Here is a 16653-nt window from a genome sequence, read left to right as displayed (position 1 = left end):
AAAGGCGGTTCCTGCCAAGGAATCGCACGCATGATTCCCCTTTCCCGCGAAATGTTCCGCCAGGATGACCTATCGCTATTAATTTTTATTCGGGTGCAGAATCATCAAGCGAAACACCGGGACGCAGCCCGGCGGGTTGGTGATCATGGCACTCTTCCAGAGCGACATCAGTACGGTCGAATCGTTACCTCCTCCCTCTGTGATGGCGGAATTTCACATGCTTCATGCTAGTATTCGCTGACAAGTAATTCAAAATAATATTTAAAATATAGTGATGGCAATAATGGGGTGTAATGCTGCTCCAGCTGGCATTTTCCGGAGATGGTAGGGTGTGGAAGGGGCGTCAGGGTTGCTGTTGATTGCGGGCGTAACCGCTCATGACGCGAGGAACATAATTCAGCGTCTCCTTATATGGTGGAATGGTGTTGCCATGGCGGGCGACGGCCAGTTCGCCAGCGTTATAGGCCGCCAGCGTCAGCTTGAGGTCGTTGTCGAAACGGCCCATCAGGTCGCGCAGGTACTGCGCGCCGGCGCGGATGTTTTGTGCCGGGTCGTAGGGGTCGGTCACACCGTAGCGTTTTGCCGTGGCCGGCATCAGCTGCATCAGGCCCATGGCCCCCTTGGGTGAGACGGCGCGCGGATTGTAGCCCGATTCGACGGCGATGACGGCGTGCAACAGTGCGGGGTCCATATTCAAGCTCCGCGCGGTTTCTTCGATCAGGCCGTTCAGCTGGGCGCGCAGTTGCGGGTCGATGGCCGGCCCTCGCCGTTCGCTGGCCGGTGCGGAACTGTCCGCGGCAGCGGTCTCGCCGGCGAGTGGCTCCTTGGGGGTGCGCATCAGCAAGGTGTAGCGTTTGTCCTGAGGGATGTTGCTGAAGTGCAGGGTGCCGTCGGAGTCCTTGAAAGCGTAGATGTCGGCCCGGACCGATTGAGCCCACGGGAGCATCAAAAGCAGGATGGCTACGCGGACGGTGAGCCGCCCCGGCAGGGTAAGGTTGGTCTTCATGGTTATCTCTCTGCCACTTCTATAAAGGTAGACCGCCATGGCGGGTCTCGCGTTCAGGCTAGTTGCAGGGCCTATCCCGGTAGGCACCGTGGCCGCGCGGGATAGCGCTCAATACATGCCGGTACGGAAACGATACCCCTTGTAATTCAAGACGATACCATCTGGCAAGATGGTTTCCAGTTTCATGCCGGTGGCGACCTCATCGCCCGCGCGCCGCGCCCGGTCATTGATGATGGCCATGCGCTCGTTGTTGTCCGCGGAGAATGAGGAGCCGGAGACGATCACGTTCTCCTCCACTTCCTTGCGCAGCTCCGGAGGGAGCTCGCCGAGGTCGAGGATGCGGTTGCTGCGTTTCAGCGTAACCGCTGGTGTGGCCTCGGCTGGCAGAGGGACCGACGCCACAGCGTCCGTCTCCGCCGAGGGGGCGGGGGCCGTCGGGGCGGCGGGCGACGCCATGCGCCGTTCGTGGGAAGGCGTTTTGTCCCGTGTCATCGTGGCCACGGTGGCGGGGGGAGGAGCGGTCTGCGCTGTCGCCGGGGGAGTCGGAGTGTGGAGGGGGGCGACAGCGGCAGACAAGGGAGCGTTCAGGCGGGGCGGTTCCACCTGTGGAGAAGCGGTTACTTTTTCCAGGTGTTTTGCCGGAGCAGCCGGGCTGGGCGTGGCCGCTTGGGCTTGAGCCGAGCGTTCCGGTGCCGAGGCCGCCGGCCGTATGCCGAGCAGCAGGCCGCTCACCAGCAGTCCGCCGCCCAGGAGCGTCAGCAGCACGGGGTAGAGCCAGCGCCTGCGTGGGCCGGATGGTTCTGCGACATAGGGGGCATGCACGGAGTTGAGCGTCGGCGTCGCATTGCGCTGACGCTCCTGATCCGCTTTGAGCAAGGCGTCGAGGATATATGACATGGCTACTCCTTGGTGGCCGTGGTCATGATCGTGCCGGCCAGTCGGGGGGAGGACGCATCGCTGGCCCGGGTCAGCCGGATCAGCGTGTGCGGCCCGACGATGCCGTCTGCCGGCAAGCCATCGCTGCGCTGAAAACGCATCACCCGTTCTTCCAGGGCGCCGTCAAACAGCCATTCTTTTGCCGGGCCGGGGTGTTGCTCCTGGCGCGGGCCAAGCTGGTGGTGCAGCCAGGCCACCAGCGGCCCTCGGCTGCCGCGGGCCAGCGGCTCGCGATAGTTGGGAGGGGGCTTCCACAGCAGGGTGTAGCGTCCCGTCCAGGCCTGACTCAGCATCCTCACGCCGATGATCTGGGTATGCTTTCCCTGCCCGATGGTGGCTTGCTCGCCCTGCAAAGCGCTCAGGAGGACATGGCTGACGCCGCCATTCGGCAGGCGCACCTGAAGCACCGCCGGCCGATCGAGGCGGCGCAACTGCTCCAGCTCGCCAGACTCGCTCAGGCAGAGCAGACCGAACGCTGCCGCCTGCAGACAGGCGCTCGGCTCGCCATCGGCCTGGGCCGGAATCTTCCAGAGCGCCAGCAGGGCCTGGTAGGCCAGTTTCTGGGCGTCGCGCTCCGTACCCTTGGCTACGAGGGTCGACAACTGCTCCGGCGTGCCCCGTTGCCCAGATGGCGTGGGCGTTTCGACCATTGTCTTGCCGCTGACCAAGGCCGGTTTCGAGCCTGCCGGCTTGGCCAGCGCACTTGGGGTACGGCCGAACGGTTCGGCGTAGTAGAGCAAGGCGGTGGCCAGGGCCGTGGCGCTGAGCAGGGCCCCCAGCCCCACCACCAGCTTTTGCCACGGCTGGGGCGTGTTCTGGCCATACACCTCCTTGGCGGCCTGGCGCAGGATGTCGCGGTCCACCTCGCCTTTCCCTTGCACGTAGGCACCCAGCAGGGCGCGGTCGCACAGGATGTTCAGCTTGCGCGGAATGCCGTCGCTGAGGCGGAACAGCAAGCGGATGACGGACGCTGGAAACAAGGTCCGGCTGCCCCCGGCGACATCGAGACGGTGATGGATGTAGGCGGCGATTTCCTGCGGCTGCAACGGCCCGAGGTGATAGCGGGCGATGATCCGTTGCGAAAGCTGCTGCAACTCGGGGCGGGCCAGCTTGTCCCGCAGCTCCGGCTGCCCCAGCAGGATGATGTGCAGCAGCTTGCGCTGGTTGGTTTCCAGGTTGGTCAGCAGCCTGACCTGCTCCAGTACCTCGCTGTCCAGATTCTGCGCCTCGTCGATGATGAGGATCGTCGTGCGCCCCTGGGCATGGGCGGCCAGCAGGTGGTCGTTGATGCGGTCGGTCAGCGCCTTGTTGCTGGCGCTGTCCTGGGGGTAGGGGATATGGAGCTCTTCGCAGATCGTCGACAGCAGCTCGAGCACGTTCAGCTTCGGGTTGAAAATGAAGGCGACGTCGCAGTTGTCCGGCAATTGCTGCAGAAAGCAGCGGCAAATGGTGGTCTTGCCGGTGCCGATCTCGCCGGTCAGGAGCACGAAGCCCCCGTCCCCGCTGATGCCGTACATCAGGTGGGCGAGCGCTTCGCGGTGCCGCTGGCTCATGAAGAGATAGCGGGGATCCGGCGCGATCGAAAAAGGCAGATCGGCCAAACCATAGTGGTTCGTGTACATGGTGCTGCCTATAATGGCGTTGTACTCGATGACTGCTTAAAAAAATTATAGACGTGAGTTTAGAATGTGCTAAGCGGACTGACTGGCTTTTTTGTTTTGAATAGACGAAAGCAATGAGTGGGCGGCAAGGGGTTGCCGATGGCAATTTTCCAGGGGGAGTTTGTGAAGAAGGCGGCCCCACCACATGGAAGGGCCGCCGGAGACTAGTGCTCTGCGGTTTGGTTCGGTGTCAACGTTGGCTCGTCACAGCTTGTTGCAGCGTACGGGGCCAAAAATCGTCTTGCCGTTCAGGAGGATGGAAACGTAGGGGTTTCCGGTAACGCCGTCAGGTTGCGATCCCTGTTTGGGGAGCTTGATTGCATCCTTGATTTCCAGGGAGAAATCGACATTCTTGACGACATCCTCATCATGCTCCCCGCCGCCATCAAAGCGTACTGTCACGGGTACATCATGTAGAGTAAGCACACCCGGCCCTAAGGTAATCCACGGACCCGGACTATTGCTGCAGCTGCCGGAAAAATCCAAACTCAACGTTGCCGGCCAATCGATATTCGTGGTCACCTTGCCTGCGATAGCTGGGGATGCCCCCAGTGCAAGACCAGTACATAGCATGAGTGACCGGATTAATGGGGTATTAAGCTTAGACATGGTTCACCTCTTCTTGGTAAAGAAAAGCGTTTACCCTTAGTTGTTAAGGGAGCACGAATTCCCCTTTCCTTAGGATAGGTAACCCCTCGTCTATCTCGATTTTCCTCCGGATCTTCCCAATTCATCACTCGTCACAAACCCGCAGCCTCATTCAGCAGGGGCGCCGTGACGGGCATGGCTATTCGCCTCGCTTGCTCTCCCGCATGGCTCCAAGGAGCTGATGCAGCGGCAAGCTGGCACTAAACATCAATGCGGAATGGTTTGCCATGCTTTTCAGGAAAGCCATTGAAAAATCGGCAAAACACATCCTGCTGTCTTTGATTGATCGAAGACAGCGTTTCCACAGGAATCGCACGCAAGATTCCTTTCTCGTGCCATATTTCGCTGGGATGTTCTATCACTCTTCCTTGTTATTCAGGTGCAGAATCATCAAGCAAAAATGCCGGACTACAATCCAGAGGATTGAAGTTCTCGGCACTCATTCCTCCTTGGGATTTAACTTCTTTGATCTTTCCCTCCTTTCGGCATCATCGTGGAAATCCTTCTTTACTATGCTAGTATTTATCAACAAGACAAACAACAAAACCTTTAAAATATAGCAATAGAAAATTAGGGAAACAAGTACGTTGAAATCGGCATTTTTGCGAGGGTTTGTGCCAGTAAACTTCGTTGGGGCTATGATTGATTGCGTAGTACCCAAACTGGCTGCAAAAGGAGTGATTCAGCATCTGCTTATATGGGGCGATTCGAAGACCGGAAAGAGGGGGCTGCTTGGCAAGTGTCGGCTGCGGCACTGGAAGGCGACATGCCCGTCCAGTCACCATAGGAACGGTTCCAGGGGTGGTTCATGGTGCCGCTGTGGGGAGAGAGGCATCCCGAGGGACGCCTCGAAAGCAAAAAGCCGTTGAGTTGAACTCAACGGCTTTTGTACTGGTGCCCAGGAGAAGACTCGAACTTCCACAGTGTTGCCACCGCTAGGACCTGAACCTAGTGCGTCTACCAATTCCGCCACCTGGGCATAAAACTTTAAATTGTAACTGCAGACCGGCTATGATTAAGCCAATCTTAAATGATTCCGTGGTGCCCAGGAGAAGACTCGAACTTCCACAGTGTTGCCACCGCTAGGACCTGAACCTAGTGCGTCTACCAATTCCGCCACCTGGGCATCGCTTTGCTGTATCATCTGCGCCACAGCAGTGCTGCGATGAGATGCGAATTATAAGGAGCCCCCAGAAATTGTCAATGCCTTCGAAGCAAAAAAAACAGAAAAACACCTCCCTGCGTTTGCAGGACCCGCACCTGGAGCGGGAAAAACTCAAGTATGACAATCCCTTACCGAGCCGGGAGTTCGTCATCCAACTGCTTACCGAGCAGGGCGTGCCCCTGTGGCCGGACGAACTCGCCCAGATGCTCGACATCAAGAAGGACGAACTTCGCTACTTCGAACGCCGCTTGCAGGCCATGGAGCGTTCCGGCGAGATCATCATCAACCGCAAAGGCGCCATCTGCGTTGCCGACAAGCTCGAGCTGATCCGCTGCAAGGTCTCCGGCCACCGTGACGGTTACGGATTCGCCATCCCCGAAGAGCCGGGCGTCGAGGACATCTTCCTCTCCGAGCGCGAGATGCATAAGGTGCTGCACGGCGACCGGGTGATGGTCAGCATCACCGGCACCGACAAGCGCGGCCGTAACGAAGGACGCATCGTCGAAGTGCTGGAGCGCGCGGTACAGAAACTGGTGGGGCGCATTTACCTGTCGCGCGGCGTGTGGCTGGTGGTGGCCGAAGACAAGCGCATCAATCAGGACATCTTGATCGAACCGGGCGGTGAGGGCGGGGCGCAGCATGGCCAGGTGGTGATCGTCGAACTCTTGTCGCAGCCGGACAGCTATCGCCAGCCGATCGGCCGGGTCGTGGAAATCCTCGGCAACTACGCCGACCCCGGCATGGAAATCGAGATTGCGCTGCGCCAGCATGATCTGCCGCACGTATTCTCCGACGCCGCCGTCGAGCAAGCGCAGGCCACGCCGAAGAAAGTACGCAAGTCCGACCTCAAGGGCCGGGAAGACCTGCGCGAGCTGCCGCTGGTGACCATCGACAGCGAAACCGCCCGCGACTTCGACGATGCCGTTTTTGCCGAGCGTGTCGGCAAGGGCTACCGACTGGTGGTGGCGATTGCCGACGTCAGCCATTACGTCAAGCCGGGCGACGCCTTGGACCAGGATGCACTGGAGCGCGGTACCTCGGTCTACTTCCCGCGCCGCGTCATCCCGATGCTGCCGGAAGCGCTCTCCAACGGTATCTGTTCGCTCAACCCCGACGTCGAGCGGCTCTGCATGGTCTGCGATATGCAGATCAGCGCCAAGGGCGAGGTCAAGCAGTACCGCTTCTACCCAGCGGTGATGCAATCCAAGGCTCGCCTCACCTACAACATCGTATGGGACTGGCTACAGCACGGCTCCGATCATCCACTGCTGCCCAAGCTGCAAACCCTATATGAGTTGTTCAAAGTTCTGTTGGCAGCGCGCGAACAGCGCGGCGCCATCGAATTCGACAGCACCGAAACACAGATGGTGTTCAACGAGGACGGCAAGATCGACAAGATCGTGCCGGTGGTGCGCAACGATGCCCACCGCCTGATCGAAGAGTGCATGCTGGCGGCTAACGTGTGCTCCGCCGATTTCCTGCTCAAGCACGAACACCCCTGCTTGTACCGCGTGCACGAGGGGCCGACACCGGAAAAACTGGAAAACCTGCAAGCCTATCTCAAGCTGGTCGGGCTGGCGCTGGGAGGCGGCGCAACGCCGACCGCAAAGGATTACGCCAAGCTGGCAGAGCAAATCCATGGCCGCCCCGATGCGCCGGTGCTGCAGACCATGCTGCTGCGCTCCATGCAGCAGGCCATCTACAGCCCGGACAATATCGGCCACTTCGGGCTGGCGTACGAGGCTTATACCCATTTCACCTCCCCGATCCGCCGCTATCCCGACCTCGTGGTGCATCGCTCCATCAAGGCGGTCCTTGCTGGGCATCACTATAAGGCGGGCAAGTGGGAGCAACTGGGTGAGCACTGCTCCATGACCGAGCGCCGAGCCGACGAGGCCAGCCGCGACGTCGAAGCCTGGCTCAAGACCTACTACATGCGCGACAAGATCGGCGAGGTGTTCGTCGGGGAGATCAGTGCCGTCACCAGTTTCGGCGTCTTTGTGTTGCTCGACGGCATTTACGTTGAAGGCCTGCTGCACATCTCCGAACTGGGTAAGGACTACTTCCACTACCGCAAGGACATCCAGGCCATCGTCGGCGAGAAGAGCGGGGTGCGTTACCAGTTGGGCGGGCGCCTGGCGGTCAAGGTCGTGCGGGCCGACCTGGAAAGCAGCCGTATCGATTTTGTCCTGGCGCCGGAGACCGAATTGCAGGCCGAGAGCGAGAGCAAGCCGGCAAGCAAGAAGAAGCGCAAGGTCAGTTGAACCAGGTTGGATGGCGCTTTCCAAGCAGATACAAGGGTTGGCTTCGGCCAACCCTTGTTGCGTCTGGGATAGACTTTCCTTTTAGATCAATGGTTTGCGTGTGGTGTGCCAACTTTCTGCAAATTTCCCGCAAAAAAGCGTTGACGAGGGTGGGGGCGGGGCGTATAGTTCGCCTCCTCAGCTGACGACGCAAACGAAACAGCGACGCAGCACCGCTCTTTAACAGACCGAATAACCGATAGGTGTGAGTGCTCGGCGAAGCCGAACACTTGCACTGCAAGACAGGAAATACCTGATATTTCTTTGATCTTGCGTGCCAGAAATATTGCTATGAGATTGAACTGAAGAGTTTGATCCTGGCTCAGATTGAACGCTGGCGGCATGCTTTACACATGCAAGTCGAACGGCAGCGCGGGCTTCGGCCTGGCGGCGAGTGGCGAACGGGTGAGTAATGCGTCGGAACGCACCGAGTACTGGGGGATAACGCAGCGAAAGCTGTGCTAATACCGCATACGCTCCGAGGAGGAAAGCGGGGGATCTTAGGACCTCGCGGTATTCGAGCGGCCGACGTCTGATTAGCTAGTTGGTGAGGTAAAGGCTCACCAAGGCTTCGATCAGTAGCGGGTCTGAGAGGATGATCCGCCACACTGGGACTGAGACACGGCCCAGACTCCTACGGGAGGCAGCAGTGGGGAATTTTGGACAATGGGCGCAAGCCTGATCCAGCCATGCCGCGTGTCTGAAGAAGGCCTTCGGGTTGTAAAGGACTTTTGTCAGGGAGCAAATGCTGGGCGCTAATACCGCCCGGAGCTGAGAGTACCTGAAGAATAAGCACCGGCTAACTACGTGCCAGCAGCCGCGGTAATACGTAGGGTGCAAGCGTTAATCGGAATTACTGGGCGTAAAGCGTGCGCAGGCGGTTGTGCAAGTCTGATGTGAAAGCCCCGGGCTCAACCTGGGAACGGCATTGGAGACTGCACGGCTAGAGTGTGTCAGAGGGGGGTAGAATTCCACGTGTAGCAGTGAAATGCGTAGAGATGTGGAGGAATACCGATGGCGAAGGCAGCCCCCTGGGATGACACTGACGCTCATGCACGAAAGCGTGGGGAGCAAACAGGATTAGATACCCTGGTAGTCCACGCCCTAAACGATGTCAACTAGCTGTTGGGGGTTTGAATCCTTGGTAGCGTAGCTAACGCGTGAAGTTGACCGCCTGGGGAGTACGGCCGCAAGGTTAAAACTCAAAGGAATTGACGGGGACCCGCACAAGCGGTGGATGATGTGGATTAATTCGATGCAACGCGAAAAACCTTACCTACCCTTGACATGTCCGGAATCCCGCTGAGAGGTGGGAGTGCCCGAAAGGGAGCCGGAACACAGGTGCTGCATGGCTGTCGTCAGCTCGTGTCGTGAGATGTTGGGTTAAGTCCCGCAACGAGCGCAACCCTTGTCATTAGTTGCCATCATTTGGTTGGGCACTCTAATGAGACTGCCGGTGACAAACCGGAGGAAGGTGGGGATGACGTCAAGTCCTCATGGCCCTTATGGGTAGGGCTTCACACGTCATACAATGGTCGGTACAGAGGGTCGCCAAGCCGCGAGGTGGAGCCAATCTCATAAAACCGATCGTAGTCCGGATCGCACTCTGCAACTCGAGTGCGTGAAGTCGGAATCGCTAGTAATCGCAGATCAGCATGCTGCGGTGAATACGTTCCCGGGTCTTGTACACACCGCCCGTCACACCATGGGAGTGGGGGATACCAGAAGTGGCTAGGATAACCTTCGGGAGTCCGGTTACCACGGTATGCTTCATGACTGGGGTGAAGTCGTAACAAGGTAGCCGTAGGGGAACCTGCGGCTGGATCACCTCCTTTCTAGAGAAGGGCCGAGTCGAGTACTCACAGCCTATCGGTTATTCGCGTTAAGGGCATAGTCAACCTGTGAGAACGGGTTGATGAAGTCAACTGGGTTTGTAGCTCAGCTGGTTAGAGCACCGTCTTGATAAGGCGGGGGTCGTTGGTTCGAGTCCAACCAGACCCACCATTTGACCTGTTGGGGGATTAGCTCAGTTGGGAGAGCACCTGCTTTGCAAGCAGGGGGTCGTCGGTTCGATCCCGTCATCCTCCACCATCACGATGCAAACACAAGCGCATTGGCTGAAGAAAAAAATCAGTCAGTGAGTTTCTGTTTGCGTTGTAAAACGCCCGATCTTTAACAAACTGAAGAAGCCGAATTAGAAAGACGGCGAGAAGCGAGAGGAAGTTAATTCTGCCTCGAGTGACTTGCTGACTTTGGGTAATTTGATTGTATCGATGTCATGTCGCCATCACAAAAGGGGCGGTGTGACATGTCGCACAAACATTCACTGTCGTGGACGTGCTTGAACCCGCCGCAAGGTTGGTCCAGGTCACTGAAATGATAGGGTCAAGCGACTAAGTGCATCTGGTGGATGCCTTGGCGATCACAGGCGATGAAGGACGTGTAAGCCTGCGAAAAGCTTCGGGGAGCTGGCAATAGAGCGATGATCCGGAGATGTCCGAATGGGGAAACCCACCTAGCAATAGGTACTCTCTGCTGAACACATAGGCAGAGTAGAGCGAACGCGGAGAACTGAAACATCTAAGTACCCGCAGGAACAGAAATCAACCGAGATTCCGTCAGTAGTGGCGAGCGAACGCGGAACAGCTTGTACGTGTTATGGATTGTGTTAGTGGAAGGCTCTGGAAATGGCCGCCATAGTGGGTGATAGCCCCGTACACGAAAACGCATTCCAAGGACTAGGCGTACGACAAGTAGGGCGGGACACGCGAAATCCTGTCTGAAGATGGGGGGACCATCCTCCAAGGCTAAATACTCGTGATCGACCGATAGTGAACCAGTACCGTGAGGGAAAGGCGAAAAGAACCCCGGGAGGGGAGTGAAATAGAACCTGAAACCGGATGCATACAAACAGTGGGAGCCCTGTAAGGGGTGACTGCGTACCTTTTGTATAATGGGTCAGCGACTTACGTTCAGTAGCGAGCTTAACCGAATAGGGGAGGCGTAGGGAAACCGAGTCCGAACAGGGCGATTGAGTTGCTGGGCGTAGACCCGAAACCGAGTGATCTATCCATGGCCAGGATGAAGGTGCGGTAACACGCACTGGAGGTCCGAACCCACTAGTGTTGCAAAACTAGGGGATGAGCTGTGGATAGGGGTGAAAGGCTAAACAAACTCGGAGATAGCTGGTTCTCCCCGAAAACTATTTAGGTAGTGCCTCATGTATCACTTCCGGGGGTAAAGCACTGTTATGGCTAGGGGGTCATTGCGATTTACCAAACCATGGCAAACTCAGAATACCGGAAAGTGCGAGCATGGGAGACAGACGGTGGGTGCTAACGTCCATCGTCAAGAGGGAAACAACCCAGACCGCCGGCTAAGGTCCCAAATGATCAGTTAAGTGGTAAACGAAGTGGGAAGGCCCAGACAGCCAGGATGTTGGCTTAGAAGCAGCCATCATTTAAAGAAAGCGTAATAGCTCACTGGTCGAGTCGTCCTGCGCGGAAGATGTAACGGGGCTCAAACTGATAACCGAAGCCGCGGATTTGCACTTAGGTGCAGATGGTAGGGGAGCGTTCTGTAGGTCTGTGAAGGTGTGTCGTAAGGCATGCTGGAGATATCAGAAGTGCGAATGCTGACATGAGTAGCGATAAAGCGGGTGAAAAGCCCGCTCGCCGAAAGCCCAAGGTTTCCTACGCAACGTTCATCGGCGTAGGGTGAGTCGGCCCCTAAGGCGAGGCTGAAAAGCGTAGTCGATGGGAAACGGGTCAATATTCCCGTACTCTCGTATAGTGCGATGTGGGGACGGAGAAGGTTAGGTCAGCCAGGTGTTGGACGTCCTGGTTTAAGCCGGTAGGTGGGAGCGGTAGGCAAATCCGCCGCTCTATTAACACCGAGACGTGATGACGAGGCTCTACGGAGCCGAAGTGACTGATACCACGCTTCCAGGAAAAGCCACTAAGCTTCAGCTATACGAGAACCGTACCGCAAACCGACACAGGTGGGCAGGATGAAAATTCTAAGGCGCTTGAGAGAACTCAGGAGAAGGAACTCGGCAAATTGATACCGTAACTTCGGGAGAAGGTATGCCTCTTAGGGTGTAGGACCTCGCGTTCGAAGCCTCGAGAGGTCGCAGAGAATCGGTGGCTGCGACTGTTTATCAAAAACACAGCACTGTGCCAACACGAAAGTGGACGTATACGGTGTGACGCCTGCCCGGTGCCGGAAGGTTAAGTGATGGGGTGCAAGCTCTTGATCGAAGCCCCGGTAAACGGCGGCCGTAACTATAACGGTCCTAAGGTAGCGAAATTCCTTGTCGGGTAAGTTCCGACCCGCACGAATGGCGTAACGATGGCCACACTGTCTCCTCCTGAGACTCAGCGAAGTTGAAATGTTTGTGAAGATGCAATCTCCCCGCTGCTAGACGGAAAGACCCCGTGAACCTTTACTGTAGCTTTGCATTGGACTTTGAACAGACTTGTGTAGGATAGGTGGGAGGCTATGAAACCAGGACGCCAGTTCTGGTGGAGCCGCCCTTGAAATACCACCCTGGTGTGTTTGAGGTTCTAACCTTGGTCCGTGATCCGGATCGGGGACAGTGCATGGTAGGCAGTTTGACTGGGGCGGTCTCCTCCCAAAGTGTAACGGAGGAGTTCGAAGGTCACCTAGGTACGGTCGGAAATCGTGCTGATAGTGCAATGGCAAAAGGTGGCTTAACTGCGAGACCGACAAGTCGAGCAGGTGCGAAAGCAGGACATAGTGATCCGGTGGTTCTGAATGGAAGGGCCATCGCTCAACGGATAAAAGGTACTCCGGGGATAACAGGCTGATTCCGCCCAAGAGTTCACATCGACGGCGGAGTTTGGCACCTCGATGTCGGCTCATCACATCCTGGGGCTGTAGCCGGTCCCAAGGGTATGGCTGTTCGCCATTTAAAGTGGTACGTGAGCTGGGTTCAAAACGTCGTGAGACAGTTTGGTCCCTATCTGCAGTGGGCGTTGGAAGTTTGACGGGGGCTGCTCCTAGTACGAGAGGACCGGAGTGGACGCACCTCTGGTGTACCGGTTGTCACGCCAGTGGCATTGCCGGGTAGCTAAGTGCGGAAGAGATAACCGCTGAAAGCATCTAAGCGGGAAACTCGCCTGAAGATGAGACTTCCCTGAGGGCTTGACCCTCCTGAAGAGTCGTTCGAGACCAGGACGTTGATAGGTCGGGTGTGGAAGCGCTGTGAGGCGTGAAGCTAACCGATACTAATTGCTCGTGAGGCTTGATCCTATCATTTGAGTGGCTTGGGCCACGCGGTGAAGTGTGCGACGTACGATCGATTACCCGAATTCGAAATGGAAGCCGACAGGCTTCCAGGCTTCTTCCAGTTTGTTGACAGTTTATGTCTGGCGGCCTTAGCGAGGTGGTCCCACTCCTTCCCATCCCGAACAGGACCGTGAAACGCCTTAGCGCCGATGATAGTGCGGCCTTGCCGTGTGAAAGTAGGACACCGCCAGACTCCCCTCAAGAAAGCCCAGCTCAACCGAGCTGGGCTTTTTGCATTCAGGGTATTTGCTGCCAATGATGGCACTTACAGTGTTTTTAGTTGTACAGTCACATCTTTCCAACTGCACACGCCGGCCGATTCTCATGCCTGTTTTACCTCATGCCGGCCGTGCCGCTCTCGCCAATCTGTCAGCTTGAATGGAATAGTCGCGTTTGAAATCGTTGCTAGCCCTTACCTCCAAGATCAAGAAATCCGCCTTGCCCATCCTGGGGTGGTGCCTTTTGTGTTTCTTGACGGCCTTGCTCTGGCTCCAGATGGAGCGCAGCCGCTTGGAAGAGGGGTTTGAAAAAGACGGGCGGGCGGCTTACGTGCAGATTGCGCGCAAGCTGGACCAGAACGAGGCCGTACTGCAAGCGGTGCACGCCATGGTGGCGTCGCGAGACCAGTTGGACATCCCGGCCCTGAGCGCCTTTTCCCGTGAGATCCTCGGTAATTATCCCAAGCTGTACACGGTACTTTTCTTGCAGAAGGTGGAGAAGCCGGAGCGGGATCATTACCAGGAGCAGTTGACACAACAGGCCGGCGAAGCTGTCCATATCACGGATTTCGATATGAACCGGCGACGTTCCTGGGTGCCGGCACCGTCACGCGATATCTATTACCCGATCTCTCTGGTGGAGCCGGCGACCTTGGTGTCGCGTCGGCTCTATGGCTATGACATCCTGCATGAGCCAAGACTCACCCGGGAACTCAAGCAGGCCATTGCGACGGGGGAGATCGTGGTCTCGATGCCCTTCGAGCTGAAAGAGGGGGAGAGGGTCTACCTGTTGATGAAAGGGGTGTACCGCAACGGCGGCCCTGGCGTGATACCTCTGCGGCCCGACTCTCCCTTGGTCGAGGGTATTGTTGCCGTGCAGGTGCACTTTGAGCAGTTGCTGGCCCCGCTGCGACTCGAGTCCCAGTCCCTGAACATCGCCTTGTATCAGAGAGAGCTGCCGGGAGTGCACGGTTCGCTGCTGCTCTACGAGCGCTCCTTCAAGCCGGCCAAGGCTTCGCAATGGCCCTTGTTCCAGCGCTTCGAATCCAAGATGGACCTGCCGAGCGAGGCGCAGCCCTTTGTGTTGAGACTGTCGCGCGACGTGACCTGGGCTGAACTGCGCTTGAGTGTGCTGGTTTTCCAGGAGTTGCTGGTGACCTTGCTGCTGCTGGCGTTGTGGCAGGTGTACCAGCAGCGTCTGCACCTGCACCGTGCGCGTTCATCCGCCGACGAGGCGCTGTTCAGCCAGCGCGAGCGGGTAGAGGTCGCCCTTAACGCTATCCGCGACGGTGTGATCACGTTGAGCCATGATCGCCGGGTGGAGTGGATCAATCCGATGGCCCAGGAGCTGTTGGGGCTCCAGCCGGAACAGATTCTGGGGCGCGATTACAAGGAGGTGTTGCGGCTGCAGCTGGGTCTGGCCGACGTCTCCCGGGTCGATCCGATCGGCCAGAGCTTTCTGTATCAGCAGGTGGTGGAATTTCCGGATGAAGTGCTGCTGTCGACCTTCTACGGGGAGACGCGCTTGGTCGAGGGTTCCGTGGCCCCGCTGTTTTCCCGTACCGGTGAGATGAATGGCGCCGTGTGCGCGATCCGCGACATGGGGCCGATCCGGCGCCGGGCCCAGGCGGTGCTGGAGGCCAGCGAGAGCCGGGTGCGGGACCACCTCGAGAAACTGTCCCATGTCGCGCGTCTGCACACCATGGGGGAGATGGCCTCGGGCATTGCCCATGAATTGAATCAGCCGCTGGCGGCCATCAGCAACTACTGCGCCGCGTCGCTGGCCATGCTGGAGGATGTCGAGGAGGCGCCGGCCCAGGTGACTGACGCCCTGAAGGCAGCCATCCGCCAGGCCGAGCGTTCCGGTGAGATCATCAAGCGTCTGCGCGCCTTCGTCAGCAAGCGCAGCATGGACGTCCGCCAGGTCGACCTGAATCTGCTGGTGGGCAATAGCTTGTTCCTGGCCGAGTACGACCTGCGCAGCAACGGTGTCCAGGTGGTGCAGATGCTGTCGTCGAATCCGGTGACGGTGATGGCGGACAGCATCCAGATCGAACAGGTATTGATGAACCTGCTGTCCAACGCGATCGAGGCGATGAAGGGGGAGAGGGAGGGCTGCCGTCAGCTGGTGATCCACAGCCATGTGGCGCTGTCCCAGGCCATCCTGGAGGTGCGCGACAGCGGCCGGGGGATATCTCCGGATGTGCAGGCGGTGTTGTTCCATCCCTTCTATTCGACCCGGGAGGGCGGCATGGGTCTGGGCTTGTCGATCTGCCAGACCATCGTCGAGCAGTATGGCGGTTCGATCGAAGCGGAAAACATTCCGGGTAGCGGGGCGTGTTTCCGCCTCCGACTGCCTTATGCACCGCCTTTGGCGTTGTCGGAGGCGGTGCCGTCGGCGGTGCCAGTGAGCGCTACTCGCTAGCGGTTTTGCCGGTATTGCGCGACGAGCGTTCCTCGCGCGGGGTGATGCCGAAGTGGTTGCGGTAGCTGCTGGAGAAGTGCGGGCCGCTGGAGAAGCCGCAGGCGAGCCCGATCTGGACGATGGACTTGGAGGTCTGCTGCAGCAGCTGCCGGGCACGTTTCAGGCGCAGCTCGAGATAGTATTTCGAGGGCACCGCCGACAGGTGTTGTTTGAACAGACGCTCCAGTTGCCGCCGTGAGATGCCGACATAGTAGGCGATGTCGTCGGTGGTCAGCGGTTCTTCGATGTTCGCTTCCATCAGGCTGACGGCTTCGGTCAGCTTGGGCTGGCTCGCGCCGATGCGGGTGGCCAGCGGGATGCGCTGCCGTTCGTTGCCGGGGCGGATGCGCTCCATGCTGAACAGCTCGGAGAGCTGGGCGGCGAAGTCGTGTCCTTGTTGTTGTCCCACCAGCACCATCATGAAGTCCAGCGTCGAGGCGCCGCCGGCGCAGCTCATCCGGTTGCGGTCGATTTCGTACAGATTGGATGAGACGATGACTTCCGGGAATTCTTCGGTGAAGCGGTTGATTTCCTGCCAGTGGATGGTGCTGCGGTAGCTGTTCAGCAGGCCCGCGCGGGCCAGCCAGTAGCTGCCGCAGCCGATGCCGATCAGTTGCAGCTTGTCGATGGCTTGGGCGTGGATCGTCTTGCCCAGTTCGTCGACATCGACGTCGCCGGCGATTTCGTCGGCGAGCACGAACAGTCCGTCGAGTTTCGGCGCGTAGCTGAGCGGCAGATCGACCGGTGTTTTGATGCCGTTGGTCAGGGGCATGGCGTCGCCGCTGGGCGAGAGCAGTAGAAACTCGTAGAGCTTCTTTTCCGCCAGTTGATTGGCGCGGGACAGCACCTCGGTGATCAGGGCCAGATCGGCCATGGCGGCATGGGGCAACAGCAGGATGCCGTAGCGGAGCGGTTTGGCGACTTGCGTCTGCATAGCCATAG

7 protein-coding genes, 4 tRNA genes and 3 rRNA genes are annotated in these 16653 nt (G+C 58.2%); 7 read left to right on the top strand and 7 right to left on the bottom strand.

What is annotated here, in order from left to right; translation table 11 throughout:
- Window positions 1–343: 343 nt before the first annotated feature.
- The 6 genes from PSEMAI1_RS0114965 to PSEMAI1_RS0114940 all read right to left on the bottom strand — a co-directional run bounded on the left by PSEMAI1_RS0114965 (window position 344) and on the right by PSEMAI1_RS0114940 (window position 5377).
- On the bottom strand, window positions 344–1006 hold the full coding sequence (locus tag PSEMAI1_RS0114965) for a lytic transglycosylase domain-containing protein (RefSeq protein ID WP_024303652.1): 663 nt from the start codon (window positions 1004–1006) through the stop codon (window positions 344–346).
- Between the two features lie 108 nt (window positions 1007–1114).
- Complete coding sequence (locus tag PSEMAI1_RS0114960; RefSeq protein WP_024303651.1) at window positions 1115–1903, bottom strand: general secretion pathway protein GspB; 789 nt, start codon at window positions 1901–1903, stop codon at window positions 1115–1117.
- A gap of 2 nt (window positions 1904–1905) precedes the next feature.
- Window positions 1906–3564 (bottom strand): ExeA family protein, encoded by a 1659-nt coding sequence (locus PSEMAI1_RS0114955; protein WP_024303650.1) that lies wholly within the window; start codon window positions 3562–3564, stop codon window positions 1906–1908.
- A gap of 243 nt (window positions 3565–3807) precedes the next feature.
- Complete coding sequence (locus PSEMAI1_RS21865) at window positions 3808–4212, bottom strand: hypothetical protein (protein ID WP_156943155.1); 405 nt, start codon at window positions 4210–4212, stop codon at window positions 3808–3810.
- A 931-nt stretch (window positions 4213–5143) separates the two neighbouring features.
- A tRNA-Leu gene (locus PSEMAI1_RS0114945) sits at window positions 5144–5230 on the bottom strand.
- A 60-nt stretch (window positions 5231–5290) separates the two neighbouring features.
- Window positions 5291–5377, bottom strand: a tRNA-Leu gene (locus tag PSEMAI1_RS0114940).
- Between the two features lie 77 nt (window positions 5378–5454).
- On the opposite strand from PSEMAI1_RS0114940, the gene rnr reads away from it, so the two are divergent.
- The 7 genes from rnr to PSEMAI1_RS0114905 all read left to right on the top strand — a co-directional run bounded on the left by rnr (window position 5455) and on the right by PSEMAI1_RS0114905 (window position 15672).
- Window positions 5455–7680, top strand: coding sequence for a ribonuclease R (gene rnr, locus PSEMAI1_RS0114935; protein ID WP_084612707.1), 2226 nt, complete (start codon window positions 5455–5457; stop codon window positions 7678–7680).
- Window positions 7681–8018: 338 nt separating this feature from the next.
- Window positions 8019–9554: ribosomal RNA gene (locus tag PSEMAI1_RS0114930) — 16S ribosomal RNA — on the top strand.
- Between the two features lie 92 nt (window positions 9555–9646).
- Window positions 9647–9723, top strand: a tRNA-Ile gene (locus PSEMAI1_RS0114925).
- A gap of 11 nt (window positions 9724–9734) precedes the next feature.
- Window positions 9735–9810, top strand: a tRNA-Ala gene (locus tag PSEMAI1_RS0114920).
- Between the two features lie 292 nt (window positions 9811–10102).
- Window positions 10103–12993 (top strand): 23S ribosomal RNA (locus PSEMAI1_RS0114915).
- Window positions 12994–13108: 115 nt separating this feature from the next.
- Window positions 13109–13222 (top strand): 5S ribosomal RNA (gene rrf, locus PSEMAI1_RS0114910).
- The 16S, 23S and 5S rRNA genes sit together here with 2 tRNA genes alongside, the layout of an rRNA operon.
- A gap of 317 nt (window positions 13223–13539) precedes the next feature.
- Window positions 13540–15672 (top strand): ATP-binding protein, encoded by a 2133-nt coding sequence (locus PSEMAI1_RS0114905; RefSeq protein WP_232219929.1) that lies wholly within the window; start codon window positions 13540–13542, stop codon window positions 15670–15672.
- Here PSEMAI1_RS0114905 and PSEMAI1_RS0114900 read toward each other — a convergent pair.
- The gene (locus PSEMAI1_RS0114900) at window positions 15662–16645 is read right to left on the bottom strand and encodes a GlxA family transcriptional regulator (RefSeq protein WP_024303648.1); all 984 of its coding nucleotides are present in this window, start codon (window positions 16643–16645) and stop codon (window positions 15662–15664) included. The two genes, PSEMAI1_RS0114905 and PSEMAI1_RS0114900, sit on opposite strands and share 11 nt — an antisense overlap.
- Window positions 16646–16653 lie beyond the last annotated feature (8 nt).

The sequence above is a fragment of the Pseudogulbenkiania sp. MAI-1 genome (assembly GCF_000527175.1).
GTDB lineage: Bacteria > Pseudomonadota > Gammaproteobacteria > Burkholderiales > Chromobacteriaceae > Pseudogulbenkiania.
The sequence above is the reverse complement of the archived record's forward strand: the minus strand, read 5'-3'. Positions and strand labels throughout refer to the sequence as shown.